This window comes from Kitasatospora sp. NPDC089797 (genome assembly GCF_040684795.1).
In the GTDB taxonomy this organism is placed as follows: Bacteria; Actinomycetota; Actinomycetes; order Streptomycetales; family Streptomycetaceae; genus Kitasatospora.
Genome location: NZ_JBFBGS010000016.1, coordinates 98146 through 117935 on the forward strand (window position 1 = coordinate 98146; position 19790 = coordinate 117935).

Here is a 19790-nt window from a genome sequence, read left to right on the forward strand (position 1 = left end):
CGGCCAGGCTGCCGCGTTCCAAGCGCACGTAGTAGTCGACGGACACCCCCGCCAGGTCGTGCGGCCCGGGCCGCACGGGCCGGTGGTCAGGCGGCGACGGCCTCGCGGGACTCCAGGGCCGCCTTGCGGGCCGCGGACTGCTCCTCGACCGACTTGTAGACGTTGGTGCTGGGCTGCGCGCCCATGCCGGCCATCGACATGGCCTTGCCGACGACGCCGCCCGCCAGGACGACCGCCAGACCGGCCCAGACCAGCAGCGGGGACGGCAGGATCATCGCGACGCCCGCGATGCCGAAGCCGACGAACGAGATGACGACGCCGGTCCAGGCGGCGGGGTTGTGGCCGTGCGCTGCTGCTGACATCGATGGTGCTCCTAGGCTCTCGGGGCCCGGCCGGGCCTGCGGGGCCGCCGGCGGGTCTGTCGGCTCCCATTGTGCCGGGCCACACACGGGCGGCCCAAAGCGGGTGGCAGGTCTATCGCGTCACACCCGCCGGCCGGCCCGGACCGCTCAGACCGCGGTCGGGTCCTCGCCCCGGTCCAGCGCCTTCCACAGGTCACCGGGCGTGTCGGCCTTCACCGGGGCCTTGCGGGTGGGCGCCTCGTAGCGGCTGCCCATGGCGGGCCAGCCGCGCCCGTACCGCAGGGTGATCAGCCCGGCCACGGCCAGCAGCAGCCCGCCGAGCACGGCGACCCACGGCCAGCCGGTGTGCGAGACCTCGGTGGCGGTCGAGCCGGCCAGCGCCAGCTTGCCGGAGGCCGCGGAGTCCAGGGCGGCGGTGTCCGAGGAGCCGGCCACCGCGGCGGCGGCCGCGCCCAGCCCGGCCAGCAGGGTCAGCGCGCCGACCGCGAGCCGGCCGACGCCGCGCACCGCGAACACCGCGACGGCCGCGGCCAGGCCCACCAGGGCCAGCCCGCCGGGCAGTTCGGAGATCTTGCCGCCGGTGACGGACACCTCCAGGGTGCCCGCCCGGCCCTCGGACCAGACCCGCCCGGCCGCGGTCAGCACCAGCACGGCGCTCAGCACGGTCAGCAGCAGCATCACGCCGAGGGTGCGGCGGCCGGCCCTGGCCGGAGCGGGGGCGGGAGCGGGGGTGGCGGGGGTCTGGTCTGCGGCGGTCACCCGTCCACTATCCCCCGGCTCACCCGCTACGCCGTACCCGGGGTGGGGAACCCGTCCGTCCGCAGCACCACCGTGCGCCCGCCCAGCGGCAGGAACAGGTCGTTGCCGAAGGGCACCCGCTCGGCCTCCCGGTACGACCCGCCGGGGGACGGCGCGGTGTGCACGGTGCAGCAGGCGGCCGCCGGGTCGACCACCACGTACAGCGGCACGCCGCTCTGCGCGCAGGCCCGCGCCCAGGCGTGGTCGCGGCCCGGGTGCGACACCTCCAGCACCGCCTCCAGGTCGGCGGCGGCGCAGCGGCCCCGGGCATCCCGGACGGCGTCCGCGGCGACCACCACCAGGTCCGGCGCGAGCGGCCCGTGCGCGGCCGGGAAGTCGACCAGGACGCGGGACAACACCCGCCCCCGGCTCCCGAGTTCGTCACTGAGCCGGACGGCGGCGGCGAGCACGACCTCCCAGCGCAGCTCGTCGTACGGCACCTCGGGCATCCCGGCCGCCTCCTCACGCCTCAGGACAGTTCCGGCCTCCGCAGCGTATTGGCGGTGGCGACGGCCCGCAGCACGGCGGCCGCCTTGTTGCGGCACTCGGTGTCCTCGCCGTGCGGGTCGGAGTCGGCGACCACGCCGGCGCCCGCCTGCACGTAGGCCGTGCCGTCGCGCAGCACCGCGGTGCGGATCGCGATCGCGGTGTCGGAGGCCCCGGCGAAGTCCAGGTAGCCGACGCAGCCGCCGTACAGACCGCGCCGGGTGGGCTCCAGTTCCTCGATGATCCGCATCGCCCGGGGCTTGGGCGCGCCGGACAGCGTCCCGGCCGGGAAGCAGGCGGTCAGCACGTCGAAGGCGCTCCGGCCGGGGGCGACCCGGCCGGTCACCGTCGAGACGATGTGCATCACGTGGCTGTAGCGCTCGATCTGCATGAAGTCGACCACCTCGACGGTGCCCGGCTCGCAGACCCGCCCCAGGTCGTTGCGGCCGAGGTCGACCAGCATCAGGTGCTCGGCCCGCTCCTTGGGATCGGCGAGCAGCTCGGCCGCCAGCGCCGCGTCCTCGTGCGGGGTGGCGCCGCGGTGCCGGGTGCCCGCGATCGGGTGCAGCATCGCCTCGCCGCCGGTGACCTTGACCAGCGCCTCCGGGCTGGAGCCGACCACGTCGAACCCGCCCTCGGCGCCGCCGTCCGGGCCGGGGAAGCGGAAGAGGTACATGTACGGGCTGGGGTTGGTGGTGCGCAGCACCCGGTAGACGTCCAGCGCGGAGGCCGGGCAGGGCGCCTCGAAGCGCTGCGAGGGCACCACCTGGAAGGCCTCGCCGGCCCGGATGCGCTCCTTGACCTCCTCCACCGCGGCCCGGTACGGCGCCCCGCCGAACGGCGAGTGCACCTCGCCGGGGCCGGCCGGGGTGAAGGTCGCCAGGCCCGGGTCGACCGGCTTGAGCAGGCCGGCCTCCATCGCGTCCAGACGGGCCACCGCGTCCGCGTGGGCCTCGTCCACGCCGCTGGCCAGGTCGTTGTGGTTGACGGCGTTGGCGATCAGCAGCACCGTGCCGTCCAGGTGGTCCAGCACCGCGAGGTCAGTGGCCAGCAGCATGGTCAGCTCGGGCAGGCCGAGGTCGTCCGGGTTGAGGTCGGGCAGCTTCTCCAGCCGCCGGACGACGTCGTACCCGAGGTAGCCGACCAGGCCGCCGGTCAGCGGCGGCAGGCCGTCGTCGGCGCGGCGCGGGGTGTGCAGCGCCTCCAGGGCGGCGCGCAGCACCTCCAGCGGGTCGCCGCCGGTCGGGATGCCGACCGGCGGGGTGCCCAGCCAGCGGGCGCCGCCGTCCGCGCCGACGGTCAGCACGGCGGCGCTGCGCACGCCCACGAAGGAGTAGCGCGACCAGGTGCCCTGCTCGGCGGACTCCAGCAGGAAGGTGCCGGGCCGCTCCTCGGCGAGGCTGCGGTAGAGGCCGATCGGGGTGAGGCCGTCCGCGAGGAGCCTGCGGGTGACGGGGATGACCCGGGTGTCGACGGCGAGCTTGCGGAAGGCTTCGAGGTCCATGCGGGGCGGCACCTTCTGGGGTCTGGAGTTCCGGGGGTCCGGACTTCTGGAGTTCTGGACTTCTGGACTTCTGGGCGGGGGGGGTGTCAGGACGCCGGGAACAGCACGTCGGCGTCGAAGCAGGTCCGGTCGCCGGTGTGGCAGGCCGCGCCGGTCTGGTCGACCTTCACCAGCAGGGTGTCGCCGTCGCAGTCCAGGGCCACCGACCTGACCGCCTGGACGTGGCCGGAGGTGTCCCCCTTCACCCAGTACTCGCGGCGGCTGCGGCTCCAGTAGGTGCACCGGCCGGTGGTGAGCGTGCGGTGCAGCGCCTCGTCGTCCATCCAGCCCAGCATCAGCACCTCGCCGGTGTCGTACTGCTGCGCGACGGCCGGGAGCAGCCCGTCCTCGGTGCGCTTGAGGCGGGCGGCGATCGCCGGGTCGAGAGCGGTGGTGCCGGGGGCGGCGGGTGTGGTGGACATGGGGCCATTGTGTCAGCCCGGCCGGGACGGCCCGTTCGGGGTCACTTCCGTCAACCGCCTGCCGACCGCCGCCCCGGTGGGCCATCCTCATGGCCATGACCTCCGAGCAGCAGCCGCCCGAAGCCGCCGCCTCCCGTCCGTCCCGGGGCCTGGTGACCGCCGTCGCCGCCGTCCTGGCCGTGCTGCTCGCGGTGGTGGCCACCGTGCTGCTCTGGCCGGAGGACGCCCCCGAGCCCGCCGCCGCCCCGCCCCCGCCGTCGGCGACCCCCACCCCCACCCCGACTCCCACCCCCACGCCCACCAAGCCGCAACCCCCGTACGCCTACTTCCCGGTGGGCACCTGCTTCGACCACCCCCAGCTGAGCCCCGTCATCACCAAGGCCGAACAGCGCCCCTGCACCGCCGACCACGACGGCGAGTCCGTCGCCACCCTCAAGCTCCCCGACAACCTCACCGGCGAACTCCCCATCGCCCTCGCCATGCGCGACGGCTGCAAGGACGCCGAAACCGCGGCCAAGACCCACCAGGCCGACGGAAAGCCCTACTACCCCCGCGAGTTCGGCCCCGCCCTCGTCAACTACAAGGAGGGCTGGCGCGACTACACCTGCACCCTCACCGCGAGCAACAAACAGGGCGGCCCCAAACTCACCGCCCAACTCCACCCCTGAGCCCCACCGGCCCTTCCCAGGAAGTCGACGCCGCCGACTTCCTGCGCCGGTGACGGCCCGGTGCCCCGAGCGGGTGCGGAGGCCTAGGCTGGCGGCATGTCGAACCATGCGCTCGCCGAACGTCACCGTCTCGCCGAACTGCTCCTCGCCGCGGGGCCGGAGGCGCCCACGCTGTGCGCCGGGTGGACGACCCGGGATCTGGCCGCCCATCTGGTGATCCGGGAGCGGCGGGCCGACGCGGCGCCCGGGATCCGGGTCGGGGCGCTGGCCGGGTGGACGAAGCGGGTGCAGGACGGCTACGCGGAGCGCCCGTACGAGGAGTTGGTGGGGCTGTTCCGGGCCGGGCCGCCGGTGCTCTCGCTGTTCGCGCTGCCCGGGGCGGACGAGGTGGCGAACACCGTCGAGTACTTCGTGCACGCCGAGGACGTCGCGCGGGCGGGCGAGGAGTGGACGGCGCAGCCGGTGCCGGCCGGGCGGGCCGAGGCGCTGTGGCGGCGGCTGCCGATGATCGCCCGCTTCGAGGCGGGCCGCCGCTCCCCGGTGCGGCTGGTGCTGGCCCGTCCGGACGGGCAGTCGCTGACGGTCGGTCCGGCCGGCTCCGCGACGGTGCGGGTCACCGGCGAGCCGGGCGAGCTGGTGCTGTTCGCGTTCGGCCGCGGGGCCCGGACCGCGCTGACGGTCGACGGCGCCGCGGACGCCGTCGAGGCCCTGCGGCACGCCCTGCCGCTGCCCGCGCAGTAGTCGTGTGGCGACGGCCCCTCCTCCCGGTCGGGGGCGGAGGGGCCGGTCGCGGGCGCGCGGGGGCTACCCGGTCGCGCCCGAGGAGACGACGGAGTAGCCGCCGGGGGTGCTCGCCGCCGAGACGGTGTAGTCCGACACGTCGCCGCAGGTGTAGATCCCGCTGCCCGGCTTGTCGGTGGCCTGGTGCGAGATCGGCTTGAACGCCACCGGCTTCCCGTCGGCCCGGACGCCGGTGTACGAGACCTTCACCGCCGGGATGTCCGCGCAGGTCTTGATGCCGGAGAACTTCTCGATGAACGCGTTCGCGGTGTCCCGGAAGCCCGCGTAGTCGGCCGGGACGCGCCAGGCCCCGATCGTCCGGACCGTTCCGGTCGTGTCGTCCTTGATCGTCCCGGTGTAGGACACGCCCGCGGTGTCGACCGTCTTCTTCGTCGCGATGGTGTACTTCCGGCCGACCTGGTACGCCAGGTCGTCGATCCCGCAGGTCACCCCGTTGCCGCCGTCCGCGCCGGACCGGCAGTTGGCGTTCAGGGGCGTCGCGCCCTTGCCGAAGAAGGAGAACCGCACCCCTGCCAGGCCGTTCGGGTGCGGTTGCAGCCCGGAGTAGTAGCCGGTGCCGCTGTCCTTCCCGAACAGGTAGTGCGCGTAGTAGATGTCGTCGGTGGCCGCCGGGGTCTCGACCTTGATCGAGTAGACGTACTCGGTCAAGTCCCCCGGCAGGCCGAAGTTGAAGTTGATGAAGTGCTGCGGGTTACCGGCGGTGATCGACGACGGGGCGTCGGCGTGCGCGGCGCCCGGTGGGACGGCGAGCACGAGGGCCAACGCCGCGGCGGCCGTGGCAGCGAGGCGGCCGCGCTGCTCGGAGCGGGTGCGGTGCGGGGCGCGTTTCGGGGAGCGGATGCGCATGGGCGGGCTCCGGTTCCTTCCGGTGGGGTACGGGGGCGACCACTGCCCTTCCCGCGGCCCGCTCCCGCGCCGACGCCCGGTCATCCGGATTCGCCCGGGCGGACGGCTCCGGGCCTTCCAACGGCGGCGCCGTCCGCCCCTCCCCGGAGCCCGGGGGCAGGTGGGTCAGCGCCGTCCGGCCGGCCCGGTGCCGCACTCCGGGTGGCGGACCAGCCACTCCCCCTCGCCGCCCGGCTCGGCCTCGGTGGCGCCGGCGAAGCCGTAGTGGATCGCCCCGCCGTCGCGGTCGCCCAGCCAGCGGGCGTCGGCGAGCTGGACCGAGAGGGCGGTCGGGCGGTGCGGGGCGGGCTGCTCCAGGACCAGTTCGTGGGCGGTCTCGCCGGGGCGGAAGGTCACCGTGGTCTCGGTGCCGGGCCGGCGGTGGAAGGTGCCGTCCGGGTCCGACCAGTACGCGGCGACCGTGACGGCGAGCGTGCCGTCCAGGCTGCCGGTGCCGGGCCGGACGTACTCCTCCTCGGGGATCCAGCGCGCGTGGTGGCGGAGCTCCTCGCCCGCCCTGCGCTCGTCCCAGCGCACCCAGTAGCCCGCGACCCGCTTGACCGTCATGCCCTCACGGACGGCCCGGACGGCGGTCCGCGCCGGGCCGACCGGGGCGCAGGCCCCGAGGGAGACCACCGTCACCTGCTCGTAGGTGATCCCGCCGTCGTCGGCGTACTGCTCCATCACCGGTGAACCACCTTGCCGGATAGTCGAGTTGGTGCGCGGCTGCGGCCGCGTGGAACGAGCGTAGGACGGCGGGGGCACCGCCCGGACGATTGCGCCGTTCCGGCCCCGGGCGCCCGCGCGCCCGGCTACCCTGCCCACCGTCAGACCGTCGGCCCGGCCGTCGACCCGGCCGACGGGCCGACCGTCAGACCGGCAGGGCGGCCGACGCGGCCTGCGCGGGCACGGCCGGCCGGGACGGCAGCCGGTCGAGTGCGATCCCGAAGTGCTCGCGGTAGGCGGCCAGCGCCTCGGCGTCGGCGAGCCGCAGCTCGTCGCGGGTGCCGTCGGGGGCGGTGCGGATGAGCCGGTCGCCGCTGAGGGTGGTGCGGCCGCCGTCCGCCGCCGGCAGGGTGCAGGTGGCCCCCCGGGCGAACGGGGACTGCGGCGAGGTGCTGTGCCACCAGCAGGTGGGGGCGAAGTCGGCCAGCGGATACGGGCGCGGGTCGATCCGGTACTGCGGCACACCGTCCATCAGGACGTCCAGCTCCCAGTGGGTGCCGCCGGGCCGGATCGTGAACGTGCCCTGCGGGTCGGCCTGTTCACCCCGCTCCTCCAGCCGCAGCGGGCGCAGGGCGAACCGGCCGAAGCCCACGTCGACCAGCCAGGGCCCGGCCGCATCGTCCCCATCGGCCCCATCGGCCGCCCCGTCTGCCCCGCCCGTCCCGACCCGCAGCGCGAGGTGGTCGAACGGCGGCCCGAGCCGCTCACCGTCGAAGACCCGGGCGGACAGCAGGCTCACCCGGTACCCCAGCGAGCGCAGCAACTCGGCGAAGGCGCCGTTGAGTTCGTAGCAGAACCCGCCGCGCCGACGGTCCACCACCTTGGCCACCAGCGCCGCCGGGTCCAGCACGACCGGCTCCCCGAGGTGGATGCTCAGGTTCTCGAACGGCACCGCCCGCAGGTGGGCGGACTGCAACCGCGCGAGGTTCGCCGCCGAGGGCGCCCCGGGCTCCGGCACCCCGATCCGTTCCAGGTACGCCGCCCGTACCGCCGGTGCCAGTGCCTCGTCCGCCCGCTCGTCGTCCATCCGCCCATTCCACCCCGGGGCGGCCGCGGCGGACCATCGGTCCTTGGACCTAGGCATCCACGGCCGGGGCCGCCCGGCCCGGGCCCGCCCAGCCGCGCCCCGGCTGCGGATGTCAGAGGCCGGGTGCAGACTCGCAGGTGGCCGGGGAGGGGCGTGTGCGCCCCCGACGGAACCGCTCCGGTCACTCTCCGTCGAAGGGGCACCACCTCATGATCACCACCGACTTCCCCATCGGCTCGCCCTGCTGGATCGACCTCGGCAGCCCGGACATCCCCGCCACCGCGGCGTTCTACGGCGCGGTCTTCGGCTGGACGTTCCAGGAGCTCCCGGAGGCGATGGGCTACGGCTTCCTCCAGCTGAACGGCCGCACGGTCGGGGCGATCGGCCCGCTCGACCCGGGCGACCGGTCCTCCTGGACGACGTACTTCCGCACCGCCGACGTGGAGGCCACCGCCCGGGCCGCCGAGCAGGCCGGCGGCACGGTGCTGGTCCCGCCCTCGGACGTCATGCAGGAGGGCCGGTTCGCCCAGCTCGCCGACCCGCAGGGCGCCCGGTTCGCGGCCTGGCAGGCCGGGGACACGGTCGGCCTGGACACCGTCTCCGAGGACGGCACGCTGGTCTGGGCCGAGCTGCACACCCGGGACCAGGACGGCGGATTCGCCTTCTACCGCGGCCTGTTCGGCTGGCGGGTGGAGAACTTCGAGCCGTCCCCGGGCATGGACTACCGGGTGCTCTCGACCGCCGCGGGCGACCAGCAGCAGGCCGCCTTCGGCGGCGTCGCCCCGACCATGCAGGACGACCAGCCGTCCGCCTGGACGCCGTACTTCGCCGCCGCCGACGTGGACGCGCTGGTGACCAGGGCGACGGCGGCCGGCGGCACGGTGCTGATGCCGGCCGCGGACGTACCGAACGTCGGCCGGATCGCCTGGCTGGCGGACCCGAACGGCGCCCCGTTCGCGCTGATCAAGGGCGAGCCGCAGGCGTCCTGACCCCCCGCGAGGGCCACCCGACGACGGCCGCCCGACGAGGAGCGCCGGACGAGGGACACCGGACGAGGGCCCGCTGCCCGCACGGCAGCGGGCAGCGGGCAGCAGACCCTCGTCACGCAGCGTCACCGCACCGGGTGCCCGGCCTCCCGCAGCGCGTTCTTGACCTCGCCGATCCGCAGGTCCCCGAAGTGGAAGACGCTGGCGGCCAGCACCGCGTCCGCGCCCGCCTCCACGGCCGGCGCGAAGTCGGCGAGCCGCCCCGCCCCGCCGGAGGCGATCACCGGCACCGAGACGGCCTTGCGCACCGCCCGGATCATCTCCAGGTCGTAGCCGTCCTTGGTGCCGTCCGCGTCCATCGAGTTGAGCAGGATCTCCCCCGCGCCCAGCTCGGCCGCCCGGCCCGCCCACTCGACCGCATCCAGGCCGGTTCCCTGGCGCCCGCCGTGGGTGGTGACCTCGTACCCGGAGGGGGTCTCGACGCCGTCCGGGCAGCGCCGGGCGTCCACCGACAGCACCAGCACCTGGCGCCCGAACCGCTGGGCGATCTCGCGGACCAGCTCCGGTCGGGCGATGGCGGCGGTGTTGACGCCGACCTTGTCGGCGCCGGCCCGCAGCAGCTTGTCGACGTCCTCGACGGCCCGGATGCCGCCGCCGACGGTGAGCGGGATGAACACCTGCTCGGCGGTGCGGCGGACCACGTCGTAGGTGGTCTCGCGGTCGCCGGAGGAGGCGGTGATGTCGAGGAAGGTCAGCTCGTCGGCGCCCTCGGCGTCGTAGAGCTTGGCCATCTCGACCGGGTCGCCGGCGTCGCGCAGGTTCTGGAAGTTGACGCCCTTGACCACCCGCCCGGCGTCCACGTCCAGGCAGGGGATGACACGTACTGCGAGGGTCACGGCTGTTGGCCTTCCGAAGTGCTGGCGAACCCGGCCCGGTGGGCGTCGACCTCGACCTCGACGAGCAGGCGGGAGTCGACCAGGCTCTCGACCACCACCAGGGTGGCCACCGGGCGTACGGAGTCGAAGAGTTCGCGGTGGGCGCGGCCCACCGCGTCCACGTCGCGGGCGTGGGTGAGGAACATCCGGGTGCGGACCACGTCGTCCGCCGTCAGGCCGTACGCGGCCAGCGCCTCCAGCGCGTTGGCGAACGCGGCGCGGGCCTGCTCGTAGGGGTCGCCCTCGCCGTGGAGGACGCCGTCCACCAGCGGGCGGGCGCCCGCCACGTGCACCCGGTCGCCGGCGGCGACCGCCTGCGCCGAGCCGAGCACGTCCTCCCAGGGGGAGAACCCGGTGACCCGACCGCGTACGACCTGACGTTCCGTCATCCTGAAACCGCCTCCAGGGCCTCTTCGAGGGTGAACTTCTGCTCGTAGAGGGCCTTGCCCACGATGGCGCCCTCGACACCCTCGCCGGTCAGCGAGGCGATGGCGCGCAGGTCGTCCAGCGAGGAGACGCCGCCGGAGGCGACCACCGGGCGGTCGGTGGCGGCGCAGACGTCGCGCAGCAGCTGCAGGTTGGGGCCGGTCAGGGTGCCGTCCCGGTTGACGTCGGTGACGACGTAGCGGGCGCAGCCCTCCGCGTTCAGCCGGGCCAGCACGTCGAAGAGCTGGCCGCCGTCGCGGGTCCAGCCGCGGCCGCGCAGGGTGGTGCCGACCACGTCCAGGCCGACGGCGATCTTGTCACCGTGCTCGGCGATGGCCTTGGCGACCCACTCGGGGGCCTCCAGGGCGGCGGTGCCGAGGTTGACCCGGGTGCAGCCGGTGGCGAGCGCGCGGGCGAGCGACTCGTCGTCGCGGATGCCGCCGGACAGCTCGACCTTGATGTCCAGCTGACCGGTGACCTCGCGCAGCAGCTCGTAGTTGGTGCCGGTCCCGAAGGCGGCGTCCAGGTCGACCAGGTGCAGCCACTCGGCGCCGGCGTGCTGCCAGGCGAGGGCGGCGGCCAGCGGCTCGCCGAAGGAGGTCTCGGTGCCGGAGGCGCCCTTGACCAGGCGGACGGCCTGGCCGTCCCGGACGTCGACGGCAGGCAGCAGCTCAAGGCTCATCAGAAACAACTCTCAGACGGTCAGAGGGTGTTGACCCAGTTGGTCAGCAGGGCGGCGCCGGCGTCGCCGGACTTCTCGGGGTGGAACTGGGTGGCCCACAGCGGGCCGTTCTCGACGGCGGCGACGAACGGCTGCCCGTGCGTGGCCCAGGTGACCAGCGGCGGGTTGATCCGCGCGCTGTGGGTCTCCAGCTCCCAGTGCCGCACCCCGTAGGAGTGCACGAAGTAGAAGCGGGTCTGCGGGTCCAGGCCGGCGAACATCCGGCTGTCCGCGGCGGCGTCCACCGTGTTCCAGCCCATGTGCGGGACGACCGGGGCGTCCAGCGGCTCCACGGTGCCCGGCCACTCGTCGCAGCCGGGCGTCTCCACGCCGTGCTCGACCCCCTTCTCGAAGAGGATCTGCATGCCGACGCAGATGCCCATGACCGGGCGCCCGCCGGAGAGCCGGCGGCCGATGATCCAGTCGCCGCGGACGGACTTCAGCCCGCGCATGCAGGCCTCGAAGGCGCCCACGCCGGGGACGAGCAGGCCGTCCGCGGCCATCGCGGTGTCGTAGTCGGAGCTGACCGTGACGTTCGCCCCGGTCCGCTCCAGGGCGCGCTGCGCGGAGCGCAGGTTGCCGGAGCCGTAGTCGAGGACGACGACGTTCTTGCCCATGTTCAGGTGTCCAGTCTCTCTACGGCGGGTCTAGAGGCGCATGAGGCCGGAGCCCAGGCACATCACGGCACCGATCGCCAGCACCAGGATGACGCCCTTCGGCAGCTTCTGCTTCCAGAAGGAGATCACTCCGCCGGCCAGGAAGAGGCCGACGAAGAGGAGGATCGTCGCGGTCTTGTTCACAGCGCACCCTTGGTGGACGGGAGGATGCCGGCCGCGCGCGGGTCGTGCTCGGCGGCGTAGCGCAGCGCCCGGGCCAGCGCCTTGAACTGGCACTCCACGATGTGGTGCGCGTTGCGCCCGTACGGAACGTGCACGTGCAGCGCGATCTGGGCCTGGGCGACGAAGGACTCCAGGATGTGCCGGGTCATCGTGGTGTCGTAGCTGCCGATCATCGGCGCCATGCCCTCGGGCTCGGTGTGCACCAGGTAGGGCCGGCCGGAGAGGTCGACGGTGACCTGGGCGAGCGACTCGTCCAGCGGCACCGTGCAGTTGCCGAAGCGGTAGATGCCGACCTTGTCGCCGAGCGCCTGCTTGAAGGCGGCGCCGAGCGCGAGGGCGGTGTCCTCGATGGTGTGGTGGGTGTCGATGTGCAGGTCGCCGTCGGTCTTGACGGTGAGGTCGAACAGACCGTGGCGGCCGAGCTGGTCGAGCATGTGGTCGTAGAAGCCGACGCCGGTGGAGATGTCGGTCCGGCCGGTGCCGTCGAGGTCTATCTCGACCAGGACGGAGGTCTCCTTGGTGGTGCGCTCGACGCGTCCGATGCGGGACATGAGGGGTTACAGCTCCTGACTGGCAGCGCGCGCGGAGCGTGCTCGATCAAGGGTGGGGGTGGGCGACGGGAGGGCGGTGCGGACGGCGTCCAGGAAGGCGTCGTTCTCGGCGGGCGTGCCGGCGGTGACGCGCAGCCACCCGGGTACGCCGTTGTCACGGACCAGGACACCCTGGTCGAGGATGGCCTGCCAGACGGCGTGGGTGTCGGCGAAGCGGCCGAACTGGACGAAGTTGGCGTCCGAGTCGGTCACCTCCAGGCCCATCGCGCGCAGCGCGCCGACCAGCCGGTCGCGCTCCTCCTTGAGCCGTCCGACGTACCCCAGCAGGGTGTCGGTGTGCTCCAGGCAGGCCAGCGCGGTGGCCTGGGTGACGGCCGACAGGTGGTACGGCAGGCGCACCAGCTGGACGGCGTCCACCACGGCGGCGTCGGCGGCCAGGTAGCCCAGCCGCAGCCCGGCGGCGCCGAAGGCCTTGGACATGGTCCGGCTGACCACCAGGTTGGGGCGGCCCTCGATCAGCGGCAGCAGCGAGGCGCGGTGCGAGAACTCGACGTACGCCTCGTCCACCACCACCAGGCTGGGCCGGGCGGCCTGCGCGGCCTCGTACAGCCGCAGCACGGTGTCGGCCGTGACGGCCGTCCCGGTGGGGTTGTTCGGCGAGCAGACGAACACCACGTTCGGCCGCTGCTCGGCGATGACCTCGACCGCGGCGTCCACGTCGATGGTGAAGTCGTCGCGCCGCGGGCCGGAGATCCAGGCGGTGCCGGTGCCCCGGGAGATCAGCGCGTGCATCGAGTAGGAGGGCTCGAAGCCGAGCGCGCTGCGGCCGGGGCCGCCGAAGGTCTGCAGCAGCTGCTGGAGCACCTCGTTGGAGCCGTTGGCGGCCCACACCTGCTCGCGGCCCACGGCGAAGCCGGTGGTGCGCGTCAGGTAGGCCGCGAGGCCCTCGCGCAGCTCGACCGCGTCCCGGTCCGGGTAGCGGTTGAGGCCGCGCGCGGCCTCGGCGACCCGCTCCGCGATCCGGGCCACCAGCTCCTCGGGCAGCGGGTACGGGTTCTCGTTGGTGTTCAGCTGGACGGGTACGTCCAACTGCGGTGCGCCGTAAGGGGACTGGCCGCGGAGCTCGTCCCGGACGGGCAGGTCGTCGATGCGGGTGGTACGTGTGGTCACGAGCCGGGAACCGTCCAATCGAAGCGAGCCTTGATCGCGTCGCCGTGCCCCGGCAGGTCCTCGGCGTCGGCCAGGTTCACCACGTGCGCGGCGACGTCCGCCAGCGCCTCCCGGTCGTACTCGACGACCTGGATCCCGCGCAGGAAGGTCTGCACCGACAGCCCGGAGGAGTGGCAGGCGCAGCCGCCGGTCGGCAGCACGTGGTTGGAGCCGGCCGCGTAGTCGCCCAGCGAGACCGGGGTCCAGCGGCCGATGAAGACCGCCCCGGCGTTGACCACCCGCGCCGCCACCGCGTGCGGGTCGCGGGTCTGGATCTCCAGGTGCTCGGCCGCGTAGGCGTTGACCACGGCGAGGCCCTGGTCCAGGTCGTCGACCAGGATGATGCCGGACTGCCGGCCGCCGAGCGCCTCGGCGACCCGCTCGCTGTGCTTGGTCCGGCCGACCTGGGCGACCAGCTCGACCTCGACCGCGTCGGCCAGCGCCACGGAGTCGGTGACCAGCACCGAGCCGGAGGTCGGGCCGTGCTCGGCCTGGCTGATCAGGTCGGCGGCGACGTCGCCCGGCAGCGCGCTGTCGTCGGCGAGGACGGCGATCTCGGTCGGGCCGGCCTCGGAGTCGATGCCGATCCGGCCGGCGAACAGCCGCTTGGCGGCGGCCACGTAGATGTTGCCGGGGCCGGTGACCATGTTCACCGGCGCGCACTCCTCGGTGCCGAGGGCGAACATCGCGACCGCCTGGGCGCCGCCGACGGAGTAGACCTCGTCCACGCCGAGCAGCGCGCAGGCCGCCAGGATGGTCGGGTGCACCCGGCCGCCGAACTCCTTCTGCGGCGGCGAGGTCACCGCGATGCCCGGCACGCCCGCCGCCTGGGCCGGCACCACGTTCATCACCACGGAGGACGGGTAGACCGCCAGCCCGCCCGGCACGTACAGCCCGACCCGCTCGACCGGCACCCAGCGCTGGGTGACCGTGCCGCCCGGCACCACCTGGGTGGTGTGGCCGGTCCGGCGCTGGTCGGCGTGCACGGCGCGGGCCCGGCGGATCGACTCCTCCAGCGCGGCCCGCACCTTCGGGTCCAGCGTCTCCAGCGCCTCGGTGAGCTGCTCGGCCGGGACGCGGGTCGACTCCAGCCGGACGCCGTCGAAGCGCTCGGTGATCTCGATCAGCGCCGCGACCCCGCGATGGCGTACGTCCTCGGCGATCGGCCGCACCTTCTCCAGGGCGGCCGCCACGTCGAACTCGGCACGGGGCAGCAGGTCACGCGGGTCGTCCAGCGAGCCGCGGAGGTCGATTCGAGAGATCACGCCACCCAGTGTAAGGAGTGGCCGGAACGGGTGGTCCCACATTTCAGTCCGTGATACGAAAGGCGAGACGACCGGGGGGACGGGGAAAGCCATGGCGGAAAGCGCTCCAGTGGGCTGGACGGACGCGGAACAGGAGCTCTGGGAGGCCTTCCGCGAGGGTGCCGTCTTCGACCGCCGATGTGGCCGGAACGACATCGACGACCCCTTCGGGGAGGCTCCCTGGGGGCCCGAGCGGACGGTCAGCGCCGAGGTCCTCGCCCATCTGCTGCTGGCCGGCCCCCAGCCCACCGCCGGTCGGGTCGCCTCGCTGCGGATGAGCGGGGTGACCGTCACCGGCTCGCTCAACCTGGCCGGCGGCCACATCGACCGGTACGTCGAACTGCGCGGCTGCCGCTTCGAGCACAAGGTCCTCATCTCGGAGGCCTCGGCCACCACCCTGCGCATGGTCGACTGCCTGGTCCCCCGGCTGGAGGCCTCCCGGCTCTCCACCACCGGCGACCTCCACCTGGCCCGCTGCCGCATCCCCGAGGGCGTCCGGCTCACCGACGCCAAGATCGGCACCGACCTGCTGCTCAACCTGGCCGTCATCGGCGGCGACCGCTTCGGCCGCGCGGTGTCCGCCGACGGGATCACCGTCCACCAGGACTTCGAGGCCGAACGCCTGGAGACGCACGGCGAGTTGAGCGTCCGCACGGCCCGAATAGGCGGCCGGCTCTCGCTCCGCGGCGCCCAGCTGCACGCCGACCCGCAGAACCGGGTCTGCCTCAACGCCGTCCGCCTCAACGTCGGCCACACCCTCTACCTGACCAGCTCCGCGGACGTCGGCTGGTTCGGCTCCCGCAGCTACTACGGCTCCGGTTACGGCCAGAGCCCCCCGCCCGACGCCCCCAGCACCCCCTTCCGCGCCTTCGGCCAGGTCCGCCTCTCGGACGCCCGCTTCGAGGCCGCCTGCCTGATCTCCGGGGAGTTCCACCTGGAGGGTGACGACGAGCTCTCGCTGCGCCGCATCCACACCCCGGAGCTCCGCTTCACCTGCAAGACCCGGCCCACCGGCATGGTCTCGCTGTCCCGCGCCCGGATCGGCAACCTGGTCGACACCCCGGAGGCCTGGCCGCTCGGCCGGCACCTGCGGCTCACCGGCTTCGTCTACGAGAACCTGCGCCCGGCCGGCCCGTTCAGCATCCAGCAGCGGATCGCCTGGCTGGAGGGCTCGGCGGTGGAGTTCCAGCCGGAGTCCTACGAGCAGCTCGCCACCGCCCTGCGCCGCGACGGCGCCGACGACGACGCCCGGCACGTGCTGTACGCCAAGCAGCGCCGCCGCCAGGAGACCCTGCCGCTACCCGCCCGGATCTGGGGCCGGGTCCAGGACGTCACCGTCGGTTACGGCTACCGCCCCGGCCGGGCCGGCCTGTGGCTGCTGCTCGCCTGGGCCCTCGGCAGCATCTGGTTCGCCACCCATCCGCTGGAGCCGCTGAAGTCCGACGAGAAGCCGCACTGGAACCCGGTGCTCTACACCCTCAACCAGCTGCTGCCGATCATCGACCTCAACCAGGGCGCCTGGAACCCCGGCGGCCTCACCCAGTGGATCTCGGCCGGCCTGGTCGTCATCGGCTGGCTCCTCGCCTCCACCGTCGTCGCCGGCGCCACCCGCCTCCTCCAACGCGGCTGACCCCACCCCGGCCCACCACCGTGCCCCGCTTGCGCAGGAAGTCGGCCCCACCGACTTCCTGCGCCGCGTGCCCACACCCCAGACCAAGACCCGATGCGAACCCCGGCAGCCCCGCGCCGAAGCCGATCAAAGGCTGCCCACTCGTCGCCCAAACCTCCTGCCCTGCGCAGGAAGTCGGCCCCACCGACTTCCTGCGCAGACCTAGAGAGGATGGCGGCAGATCAGGATCCCGCCACGGCATGTGATCTTGAATGACCCCTCGGCCTCGATCGTGGCAGTGACGATCTCGGCTGCCCGGCCGACGGTGTCGTGGAACGGGACACCGCAGTGGTCGGCCCATGCTTCGTAGGAGGCCAGGTGCGCGACGATCGGCGCAGGATCGGTGACCTCGATGGTCCCGGGCAGTTCCCGCACCCGGATGTCCTTGAATGCTGTCCCGAGATAGCCGGGGGCTCTTTCCAGAGAGAATCGGGAGCTGAGCGAAACCCGTGCCGGCCCCTCTGGGAGGCCGAGGACGTCTCCTGCCGCCCGGGCCCAGAGCCGGTCCAACTCCCGCTTGTCGGTGGCGCTGTTGGTCGAGGCCATGAACACGCCGCCAGGCCCAAGGACGCGGGCGAGCTCCTTGATCGTGGCCTCGATGTCGCCTACGTGGTACAGCATGTGCAGGGCGAGTACCGCGTCGGCGCTGTCGTCGGGGAAGGGCAGGGCCTGGGCGTCGGCCACCAGAACCGGCTTCTCGACGTCGGTGAGGATGCCTGCCGAGATGTCCATCCCGACGAGCCGAAAGTCCGGCCGGTCCTTGCGCAGACGGCTGACGAACGTGCCGTTGCCACAGCCGACGTCGAAGACGATCCCGCTCGTACCGGCCAACTCTTCGACGACGAGCCCGGGCAGGTCGTACCGGGGCTGCTGCCAGCGGTAGATCGACTGGCGGGCGGCCAGGTGGCGTCCGTCGGCGTAGGCGCTGTTCGCGAGGATCGCCTTGTCGGCGACTGCGGCGTCCTGTTGTGCGGTGTTGCTCGTCACTGGGGCAGCTCCGAAGGATTTGTCAGTGCAGTTCGAGAGCTTCTACTTCACGCCGCCGAAACCGCGGGCGCACCTCACCGACCTTCTCCGTGAACACCACCACCTCACCCGTGCGTTCCGGCCGAGAACGGCCGGGACGCACGAAGGACACTTGCCAGGACAGCGGCAACGGCCGAGGAACGATCAGTTGTCCCGGGCGGTCACGGTAGGCTCCGGCCACTGCTCGGCGAGCGCTGCGAGATCCGCCGGAAGCAGGGCGACCAGCAGGGCCCGGCCGTCGGAGACTGCCCTCGACGCGGCTTCCTGCGCCTCGTCCTTGGTGTCGAACATGCCGTCGCCCACGGTCTCGTTGTGGGGCGGCTCGCCGACCTCACCGACCCACTGCGAGGCCCCCGGCCATACCCGGATGTGGGTGAGCCGGGAGGGTTCGGGAAGACCCGTGACTCCCCGAGCTGCAGCTTCCTTGATCACGTCTTCGATGGTCATGCTTGGGCTCTCCTCATCTCCGCCGGTGCGGCGTCCAGTCGTGCGGAGCGGACGACGGCGGAAAGGTCGGTCGCTGTGTGGGCGTAGTGCTCGGCTTCCTCCCGGGCGCCTAGGCGGTAGAGCACTGTGGCCAGTTGGGCGGTGTCGATCGCCTTCGAGCGGGCCCGAGGCCGGACCGTAGTGGCAACCACGGCCCGGGGCACGGCTTTTCGCAAACGCTTCGCACGCAGTGTGACTGTCATGCTACGTTGCGCATCGTCAACAGAACAGAGTTGACCCCGGCAGCGCGCCAACGCTCCGGGGTCCGGCACAGGAGCAGACACTCCCAATGCAGATTCATCGTAGCGCCCACGCGTGCTCGTTCACCGTGCTTCCCAACGGCCTTCTCCAGGACCGTCGGCTCAGCTACACCGCCCGCGGCCTCCTCGCCGACCTGCTCTCCCGCCCGAACGGATGGCGCGAGGACGGACGCCACATGGCCGACACCAGCCCACAGGGGCGCGGCGCCGTCCGCCGGGCGCTCAGGGAACTCAAGGACGCCGGGTACTACCGCGTCGACACCGTCCGGCTGCCCGACGGGACCCTCCGCTCCGAGGCCCACGTCTTCGACACCCCGCAGCTCACACCGACTGTCCCCCGCCCGGCCACCGGTGAGCCGGACACCGGCCGCGCTGTCACCCCTTCCGTAAAGGACCCGGGAGAAGAACCCACCCTCCCGGATGAACGGACCCGCACAGCCGTGGCCACGCTGTTCCGCGCGATCCGGCCCGAACCGCGCCTGCGCCTCGGCGAGGCCGAGGCGCTGCACCTGGCGCCCCTCGTCACCGAGTGGCTGGCACGGGGCAGCGACGAAGCCGGATTGGCCCACGCACTGCTCCCCGGCCTGCCGCAGCAGATGCACTCCCCGGCAGCGATCCTGCGCGACCGCCTCCGCCGCAAGCTGCCACCCGAGCGAGCACCCCATCGCCCCTCCCCCGCCGAGTGCGCCGCGTGCCACGACCCCGTGCCCCGCCCCGGCATCTGCCGCCCCTGTGCGGGCCTCGGCGGCGCCAGAACCCCCGCGGTCGGCACCGGCGCCGCCGCCACGCCCGGCGGCGCCGCCCGGGCCCGTGAAGCCCTGCGCGGGGGCGGTCTGTTCGCCACCACGTGAACACGGTACGTGTCCGAGGCGCGGCACTGCGGCAACCGCGCGACAAGCCCGGGCCCCGGGGAACTACGCTGTGCGCCGTGACAGAACGGCTGCCGCTCTTCCCGCTGAACACCGTGCTCTACCCGGGCCTCGTGCTGCCCCTGAACGTCTTCGAGGAGCGTTACCGCCGTCTCGTCGCCGATCTGCTGGAACAGCCCGAGGACGAGCCACGGCGGTTCGGCGTGCTCGCCATCAAGGACGGCCGGGACGTCGCCCCGGTCCGGCCCGCCGAGGAGGGCCCGGCCGGGCCGCTCGACGGCCTGGGCACCGTCACCGGGGACCCGCTGGAGGCGCTCCACCACATCGGCTGCGTCGCCGACGTCTCCTCCGCCCAGCTCCAGCCCGACGGCCGCTACGAACTGCTGGTCACCGGCACCACCCGGTTCCGGCTGCGCTCGGCCGACGTCTCCGGCCCCTACCTGACCGGTGAGACCGAAGCGATCGAGGAGCAGCCCGGGGAGGGGTCCGGTGCCCTCGCCGCCGAGGTCGAGCGGGCCTTCCGGGTCTACCAGAAGCGCCTGGCCGGCGCCCGCGAGGCCAGCACCCACGGCCGCCAGCAACTCCCCGACGACCCCCAGGTGCTCTCCTACCTGGTCGCCGCCGCCTCGGTGTTCGAGACCCCGGTCAAGCAGCAACTGCTCGCCTGCCCGGACACCGCCCAGCGGCTGCGCGCCGAACTCGACCTGCTGCGCCGCGAGAGCGCCGTCCTGAGCTGGCTGCCCTCGCTGCCCGCGGTCGACCTCACCCGCCAGTCGTTCAGCCCCAACTGA

The 19790-nt window shown here is 73.5% G+C and carries 24 protein-coding genes; 6 read left to right on the top strand and 18 right to left on the bottom strand.

All coding sequences use genetic code 11. The annotated features are described in order from the left end of the window. Positions 1–86: 86 nt before the first annotated feature. From AB0O91_RS15075 to hisI, 5 genes are all read right to left on the bottom strand, one after another. Entirely contained in the window at positions 87–362 is a 276-nt protein-coding gene (locus AB0O91_RS15075) for an HGxxPAAW family protein (RefSeq protein WP_363432223.1), read from the bottom strand. A 147-nt stretch (positions 363–509) separates the two neighbouring features. Beyond that, positions 510–1121 carry a TIGR02234 family membrane protein gene (locus tag AB0O91_RS15080; RefSeq protein WP_363432226.1) on the bottom strand — a complete coding sequence of 204 codons (612 nt, stop codon included), beginning with the start codon at positions 1119–1121 and terminating at the stop codon, positions 510–512. A 26-nt stretch (positions 1122–1147) separates the two neighbouring features. Further along, positions 1148–1609 (bottom strand): Uma2 family endonuclease, encoded by a 462-nt coding sequence (locus AB0O91_RS15085; RefSeq protein WP_363432229.1) that lies wholly within the window; start codon positions 1607–1609, stop codon positions 1148–1150. 20 nt (positions 1610–1629) lie between these two features. Then, positions 1630–3150, bottom strand: coding sequence for an anthranilate synthase component I (locus tag AB0O91_RS15090; protein ID WP_363432232.1), 1521 nt, complete (start codon positions 3148–3150; stop codon positions 1630–1632). An 86-nt stretch (positions 3151–3236) separates the two neighbouring features. Further along, entirely contained in the window at positions 3237–3611 is a 375-nt protein-coding gene (hisI, locus tag AB0O91_RS15095; protein ID WP_363432235.1) for a phosphoribosyl-AMP cyclohydrolase, read from the bottom strand. Positions 3612–3706: 95 nt separating this feature from the next. On the opposite strand from hisI, the gene AB0O91_RS15100 reads away from it, so the two are divergent. Then, the gene (locus tag AB0O91_RS15100) at positions 3707–4279 is read left to right on the top strand and encodes a hypothetical protein (protein WP_363432238.1); all 573 of its coding nucleotides are present in this window, start codon (positions 3707–3709) and stop codon (positions 4277–4279) included. A 96-nt stretch (positions 4280–4375) separates the two neighbouring features. Further along, positions 4376–5020 carry a TIGR03085 family metal-binding protein gene (locus AB0O91_RS15105; protein ID WP_363432240.1) on the top strand — a complete coding sequence of 215 codons (645 nt, stop codon included), beginning with the start codon at positions 4376–4378 and terminating at the stop codon, positions 5018–5020. A 63-nt stretch (positions 5021–5083) separates the two neighbouring features. Here AB0O91_RS15105 and AB0O91_RS15110 read toward each other — a convergent pair whose 3' ends face one another. The 3 genes from AB0O91_RS15110 to AB0O91_RS15120 form a co-directional block, all read right to left on the bottom strand. Next, positions 5084–5926: a hypothetical protein gene (locus AB0O91_RS15110; protein WP_363432243.1), complete on the bottom strand. Its 843-nt coding sequence runs from the start codon at positions 5924–5926 to the stop codon at positions 5084–5086. Between the two features lie 165 nt (positions 5927–6091). Next, a complete protein-coding gene (locus AB0O91_RS15115; RefSeq protein WP_363432246.1) occupies positions 6092–6652 on the bottom strand; it encodes a hypothetical protein in 561 nt (186 codons plus the stop codon). A gap of 184 nt (positions 6653–6836) precedes the next feature. Then, positions 6837–7718 (bottom strand): arylamine N-acetyltransferase, encoded by an 882-nt coding sequence (locus AB0O91_RS15120; protein ID WP_363432249.1) that lies wholly within the window; start codon positions 7716–7718, stop codon positions 6837–6839. Positions 7719–7927: 209 nt separating this feature from the next. Between AB0O91_RS15120 and AB0O91_RS15125 the strand changes: the two genes are divergently transcribed. After that, a complete protein-coding gene (locus AB0O91_RS15125) occupies positions 7928–8707 on the top strand; it encodes a VOC family protein (RefSeq protein WP_363432251.1) in 780 nt (259 codons plus the stop codon). Positions 8708–8829: 122 nt separating this feature from the next. Here AB0O91_RS15125 and hisF read toward each other — a convergent pair whose 3' ends face one another. From hisF to hisD, 8 genes are read right to left on the bottom strand one after another with little or no spacing between them, the layout of a single operon-like run. Next, a complete protein-coding gene (hisF, locus tag AB0O91_RS15130; RefSeq protein WP_363432253.1) occupies positions 8830–9600 on the bottom strand; it encodes an imidazole glycerol phosphate synthase subunit HisF in 771 nt (256 codons plus the stop codon). Next, positions 9597–10028 carry a Rid family hydrolase gene (locus AB0O91_RS15135; RefSeq protein WP_363432256.1) on the bottom strand — a complete coding sequence of 144 codons (432 nt, stop codon included), beginning with the start codon at positions 10026–10028 and terminating at the stop codon, positions 9597–9599. Before AB0O91_RS15135 ends, hisF begins: the two co-directional genes overlap by 4 nt. Continuing rightward, positions 10025–10750, bottom strand: a complete 726-nt coding sequence (gene priA / locus AB0O91_RS15140) for a bifunctional 1-(5-phosphoribosyl)-5-((5-phosphoribosylamino)methylideneamino)imidazole-4-carboxamide isomerase/phosphoribosylanthranilate isomerase PriA (RefSeq protein WP_363432399.1) — start codon at positions 10748–10750, stop codon at positions 10025–10027. The genes AB0O91_RS15135 and priA overlap by 4 nt, the downstream gene beginning before the upstream one ends. Before the next feature lie 17 nt (positions 10751–10767). Next, complete coding sequence (hisH, locus tag AB0O91_RS15145) at positions 10768–11403, bottom strand: imidazole glycerol phosphate synthase subunit HisH (protein WP_363432258.1); 636 nt, start codon at positions 11401–11403, stop codon at positions 10768–10770. Positions 11404–11433: 30 nt separating this feature from the next. Then, positions 11434–11586: a hypothetical protein gene (locus tag AB0O91_RS15150; protein WP_188302392.1), complete on the bottom strand. Its 153-nt coding sequence runs from the start codon at positions 11584–11586 to the stop codon at positions 11434–11436. Further along, positions 11583–12176, bottom strand: coding sequence for an imidazoleglycerol-phosphate dehydratase HisB (gene hisB / locus AB0O91_RS15155; protein ID WP_363432261.1), 594 nt, complete (start codon positions 12174–12176; stop codon positions 11583–11585). Before hisB ends, AB0O91_RS15150 begins: the two co-directional genes overlap by 4 nt. Before the next feature lie 6 nt (positions 12177–12182). Then, positions 12183–13346, bottom strand: a complete 1164-nt coding sequence (locus AB0O91_RS15160; protein WP_363432264.1) for a histidinol-phosphate transaminase — start codon at positions 13344–13346, stop codon at positions 12183–12185. Then, positions 13343–14650 carry a histidinol dehydrogenase gene (gene hisD / locus AB0O91_RS15165; RefSeq protein ID WP_363432267.1) on the bottom strand — a complete coding sequence of 436 codons (1308 nt, stop codon included), beginning with the start codon at positions 14648–14650 and terminating at the stop codon, positions 13343–13345. The genes AB0O91_RS15160 and hisD overlap by 4 nt, the downstream gene beginning before the upstream one ends. A 91-nt stretch (positions 14651–14741) precedes the next feature. Here hisD and AB0O91_RS15170 point away from each other — a divergent pair, with 91 nt between their 5' ends. Continuing rightward, positions 14742–16319 (top strand): oxidoreductase, encoded by a 1578-nt coding sequence (locus AB0O91_RS15170; RefSeq protein ID WP_363432269.1) that lies wholly within the window; start codon positions 14742–14744, stop codon positions 16317–16319. 201 nt (positions 16320–16520) lie between these two features. Here AB0O91_RS15170 and AB0O91_RS15175 read toward each other — a convergent pair whose 3' ends face one another. Continuing rightward, positions 16521–17345: a class I SAM-dependent methyltransferase gene (locus tag AB0O91_RS15175; protein WP_363432272.1), complete on the bottom strand. Its 825-nt coding sequence runs from the start codon at positions 17343–17345 to the stop codon at positions 16521–16523. 183 nt (positions 17346–17528) lie between these two features. Further along, positions 17529–17831, bottom strand: a complete 303-nt coding sequence (locus tag AB0O91_RS15180; RefSeq protein ID WP_363432274.1) for a hypothetical protein — start codon at positions 17829–17831, stop codon at positions 17529–17531. Positions 17832–18159: 328 nt separating this feature from the next. Here AB0O91_RS15180 and AB0O91_RS15185 point away from each other — a divergent pair, with 328 nt between their 5' ends. Together AB0O91_RS15185 and AB0O91_RS15190 are read left to right on the top strand one after the other, a co-directional pair. Further along, positions 18160–18981 (top strand): hypothetical protein, encoded by an 822-nt coding sequence (locus tag AB0O91_RS15185; protein WP_363432277.1) that lies wholly within the window; start codon positions 18160–18162, stop codon positions 18979–18981. A gap of 77 nt (positions 18982–19058) precedes the next feature. Further along, positions 19059–19790 carry an LON peptidase substrate-binding domain-containing protein gene (locus AB0O91_RS15190; RefSeq protein ID WP_363432280.1) on the top strand — a complete coding sequence of 244 codons (732 nt, stop codon included), beginning with the start codon at positions 19059–19061 and terminating at the stop codon, positions 19788–19790.

Bases quoted from the DNA above. Each gene is read 5' to 3' on its own strand.
- AB0O91_RS15075 (WP_363432223.1), bottom strand. From the start codon at position 362: ATGTCAGCAGCAGCGCACGGCCACAACCCCGCCGCCTGGACCGGCGTC.
- AB0O91_RS15085 (WP_363432229.1), bottom strand. From the start codon at position 1,609: ATGCCCGAGGTGCCGTACGACGAGCTGCGCTGGGAGGTCGTGCTCGCC.
- AB0O91_RS15090 (WP_363432232.1), bottom strand. From the start codon at position 3,150: ATGGACCTCGAAGCCTTCCGCAAGCTCGCCGTCGACACCCGGGTCATC.
- hisI (WP_363432235.1), bottom strand. From the start codon at position 3,611: ATGTCCACCACACCCGCCGCCCCCGGCACCACCGCTCTCGACCCGGCG.
- AB0O91_RS15100 (WP_363432238.1), top strand. From the start codon at position 3,707: ATGACCTCCGAGCAGCAGCCGCCCGAAGCCGCCGCCTCCCGTCCGTCC.
- AB0O91_RS15105 (WP_363432240.1), top strand. From the start codon at position 4,376: ATGTCGAACCATGCGCTCGCCGAACGTCACCGTCTCGCCGAACTGCTC.
- AB0O91_RS15110 (WP_363432243.1), bottom strand. From the start codon at position 5,926: ATGCGCATCCGCTCCCCGAAACGCGCCCCGCACCGCACCCGCTCCGAG.
- AB0O91_RS15120 (WP_363432249.1), bottom strand. From the start codon at position 7,718: ATGGACGACGAGCGGGCGGACGAGGCACTGGCACCGGCGGTACGGGCG.
- AB0O91_RS15125 (WP_363432251.1), top strand. From the start codon at position 7,928: ATGATCACCACCGACTTCCCCATCGGCTCGCCCTGCTGGATCGACCTC.
- AB0O91_RS15135 (WP_363432256.1), bottom strand. From the start codon at position 10,028: ATGACGGAACGTCAGGTCGTACGCGGTCGGGTCACCGGGTTCTCCCCC.
- hisH (WP_363432258.1), bottom strand. From the start codon at position 11,403: ATGGGCAAGAACGTCGTCGTCCTCGACTACGGCTCCGGCAACCTGCGC.
- hisB (WP_363432261.1), bottom strand. From the start codon at position 12,176: ATGTCCCGCATCGGACGCGTCGAGCGCACCACCAAGGAGACCTCCGTC.
- AB0O91_RS15170 (WP_363432269.1), top strand. From the start codon at position 14,742: ATGGCGGAAAGCGCTCCAGTGGGCTGGACGGACGCGGAACAGGAGCTC.
- AB0O91_RS15180 (WP_363432274.1), bottom strand. From the start codon at position 17,831: ATGACCATCGAAGACGTGATCAAGGAAGCTGCAGCTCGGGGAGTCACG.
- AB0O91_RS15185 (WP_363432277.1), top strand. From the start codon at position 18,160: ATGCAGATTCATCGTAGCGCCCACGCGTGCTCGTTCACCGTGCTTCCC.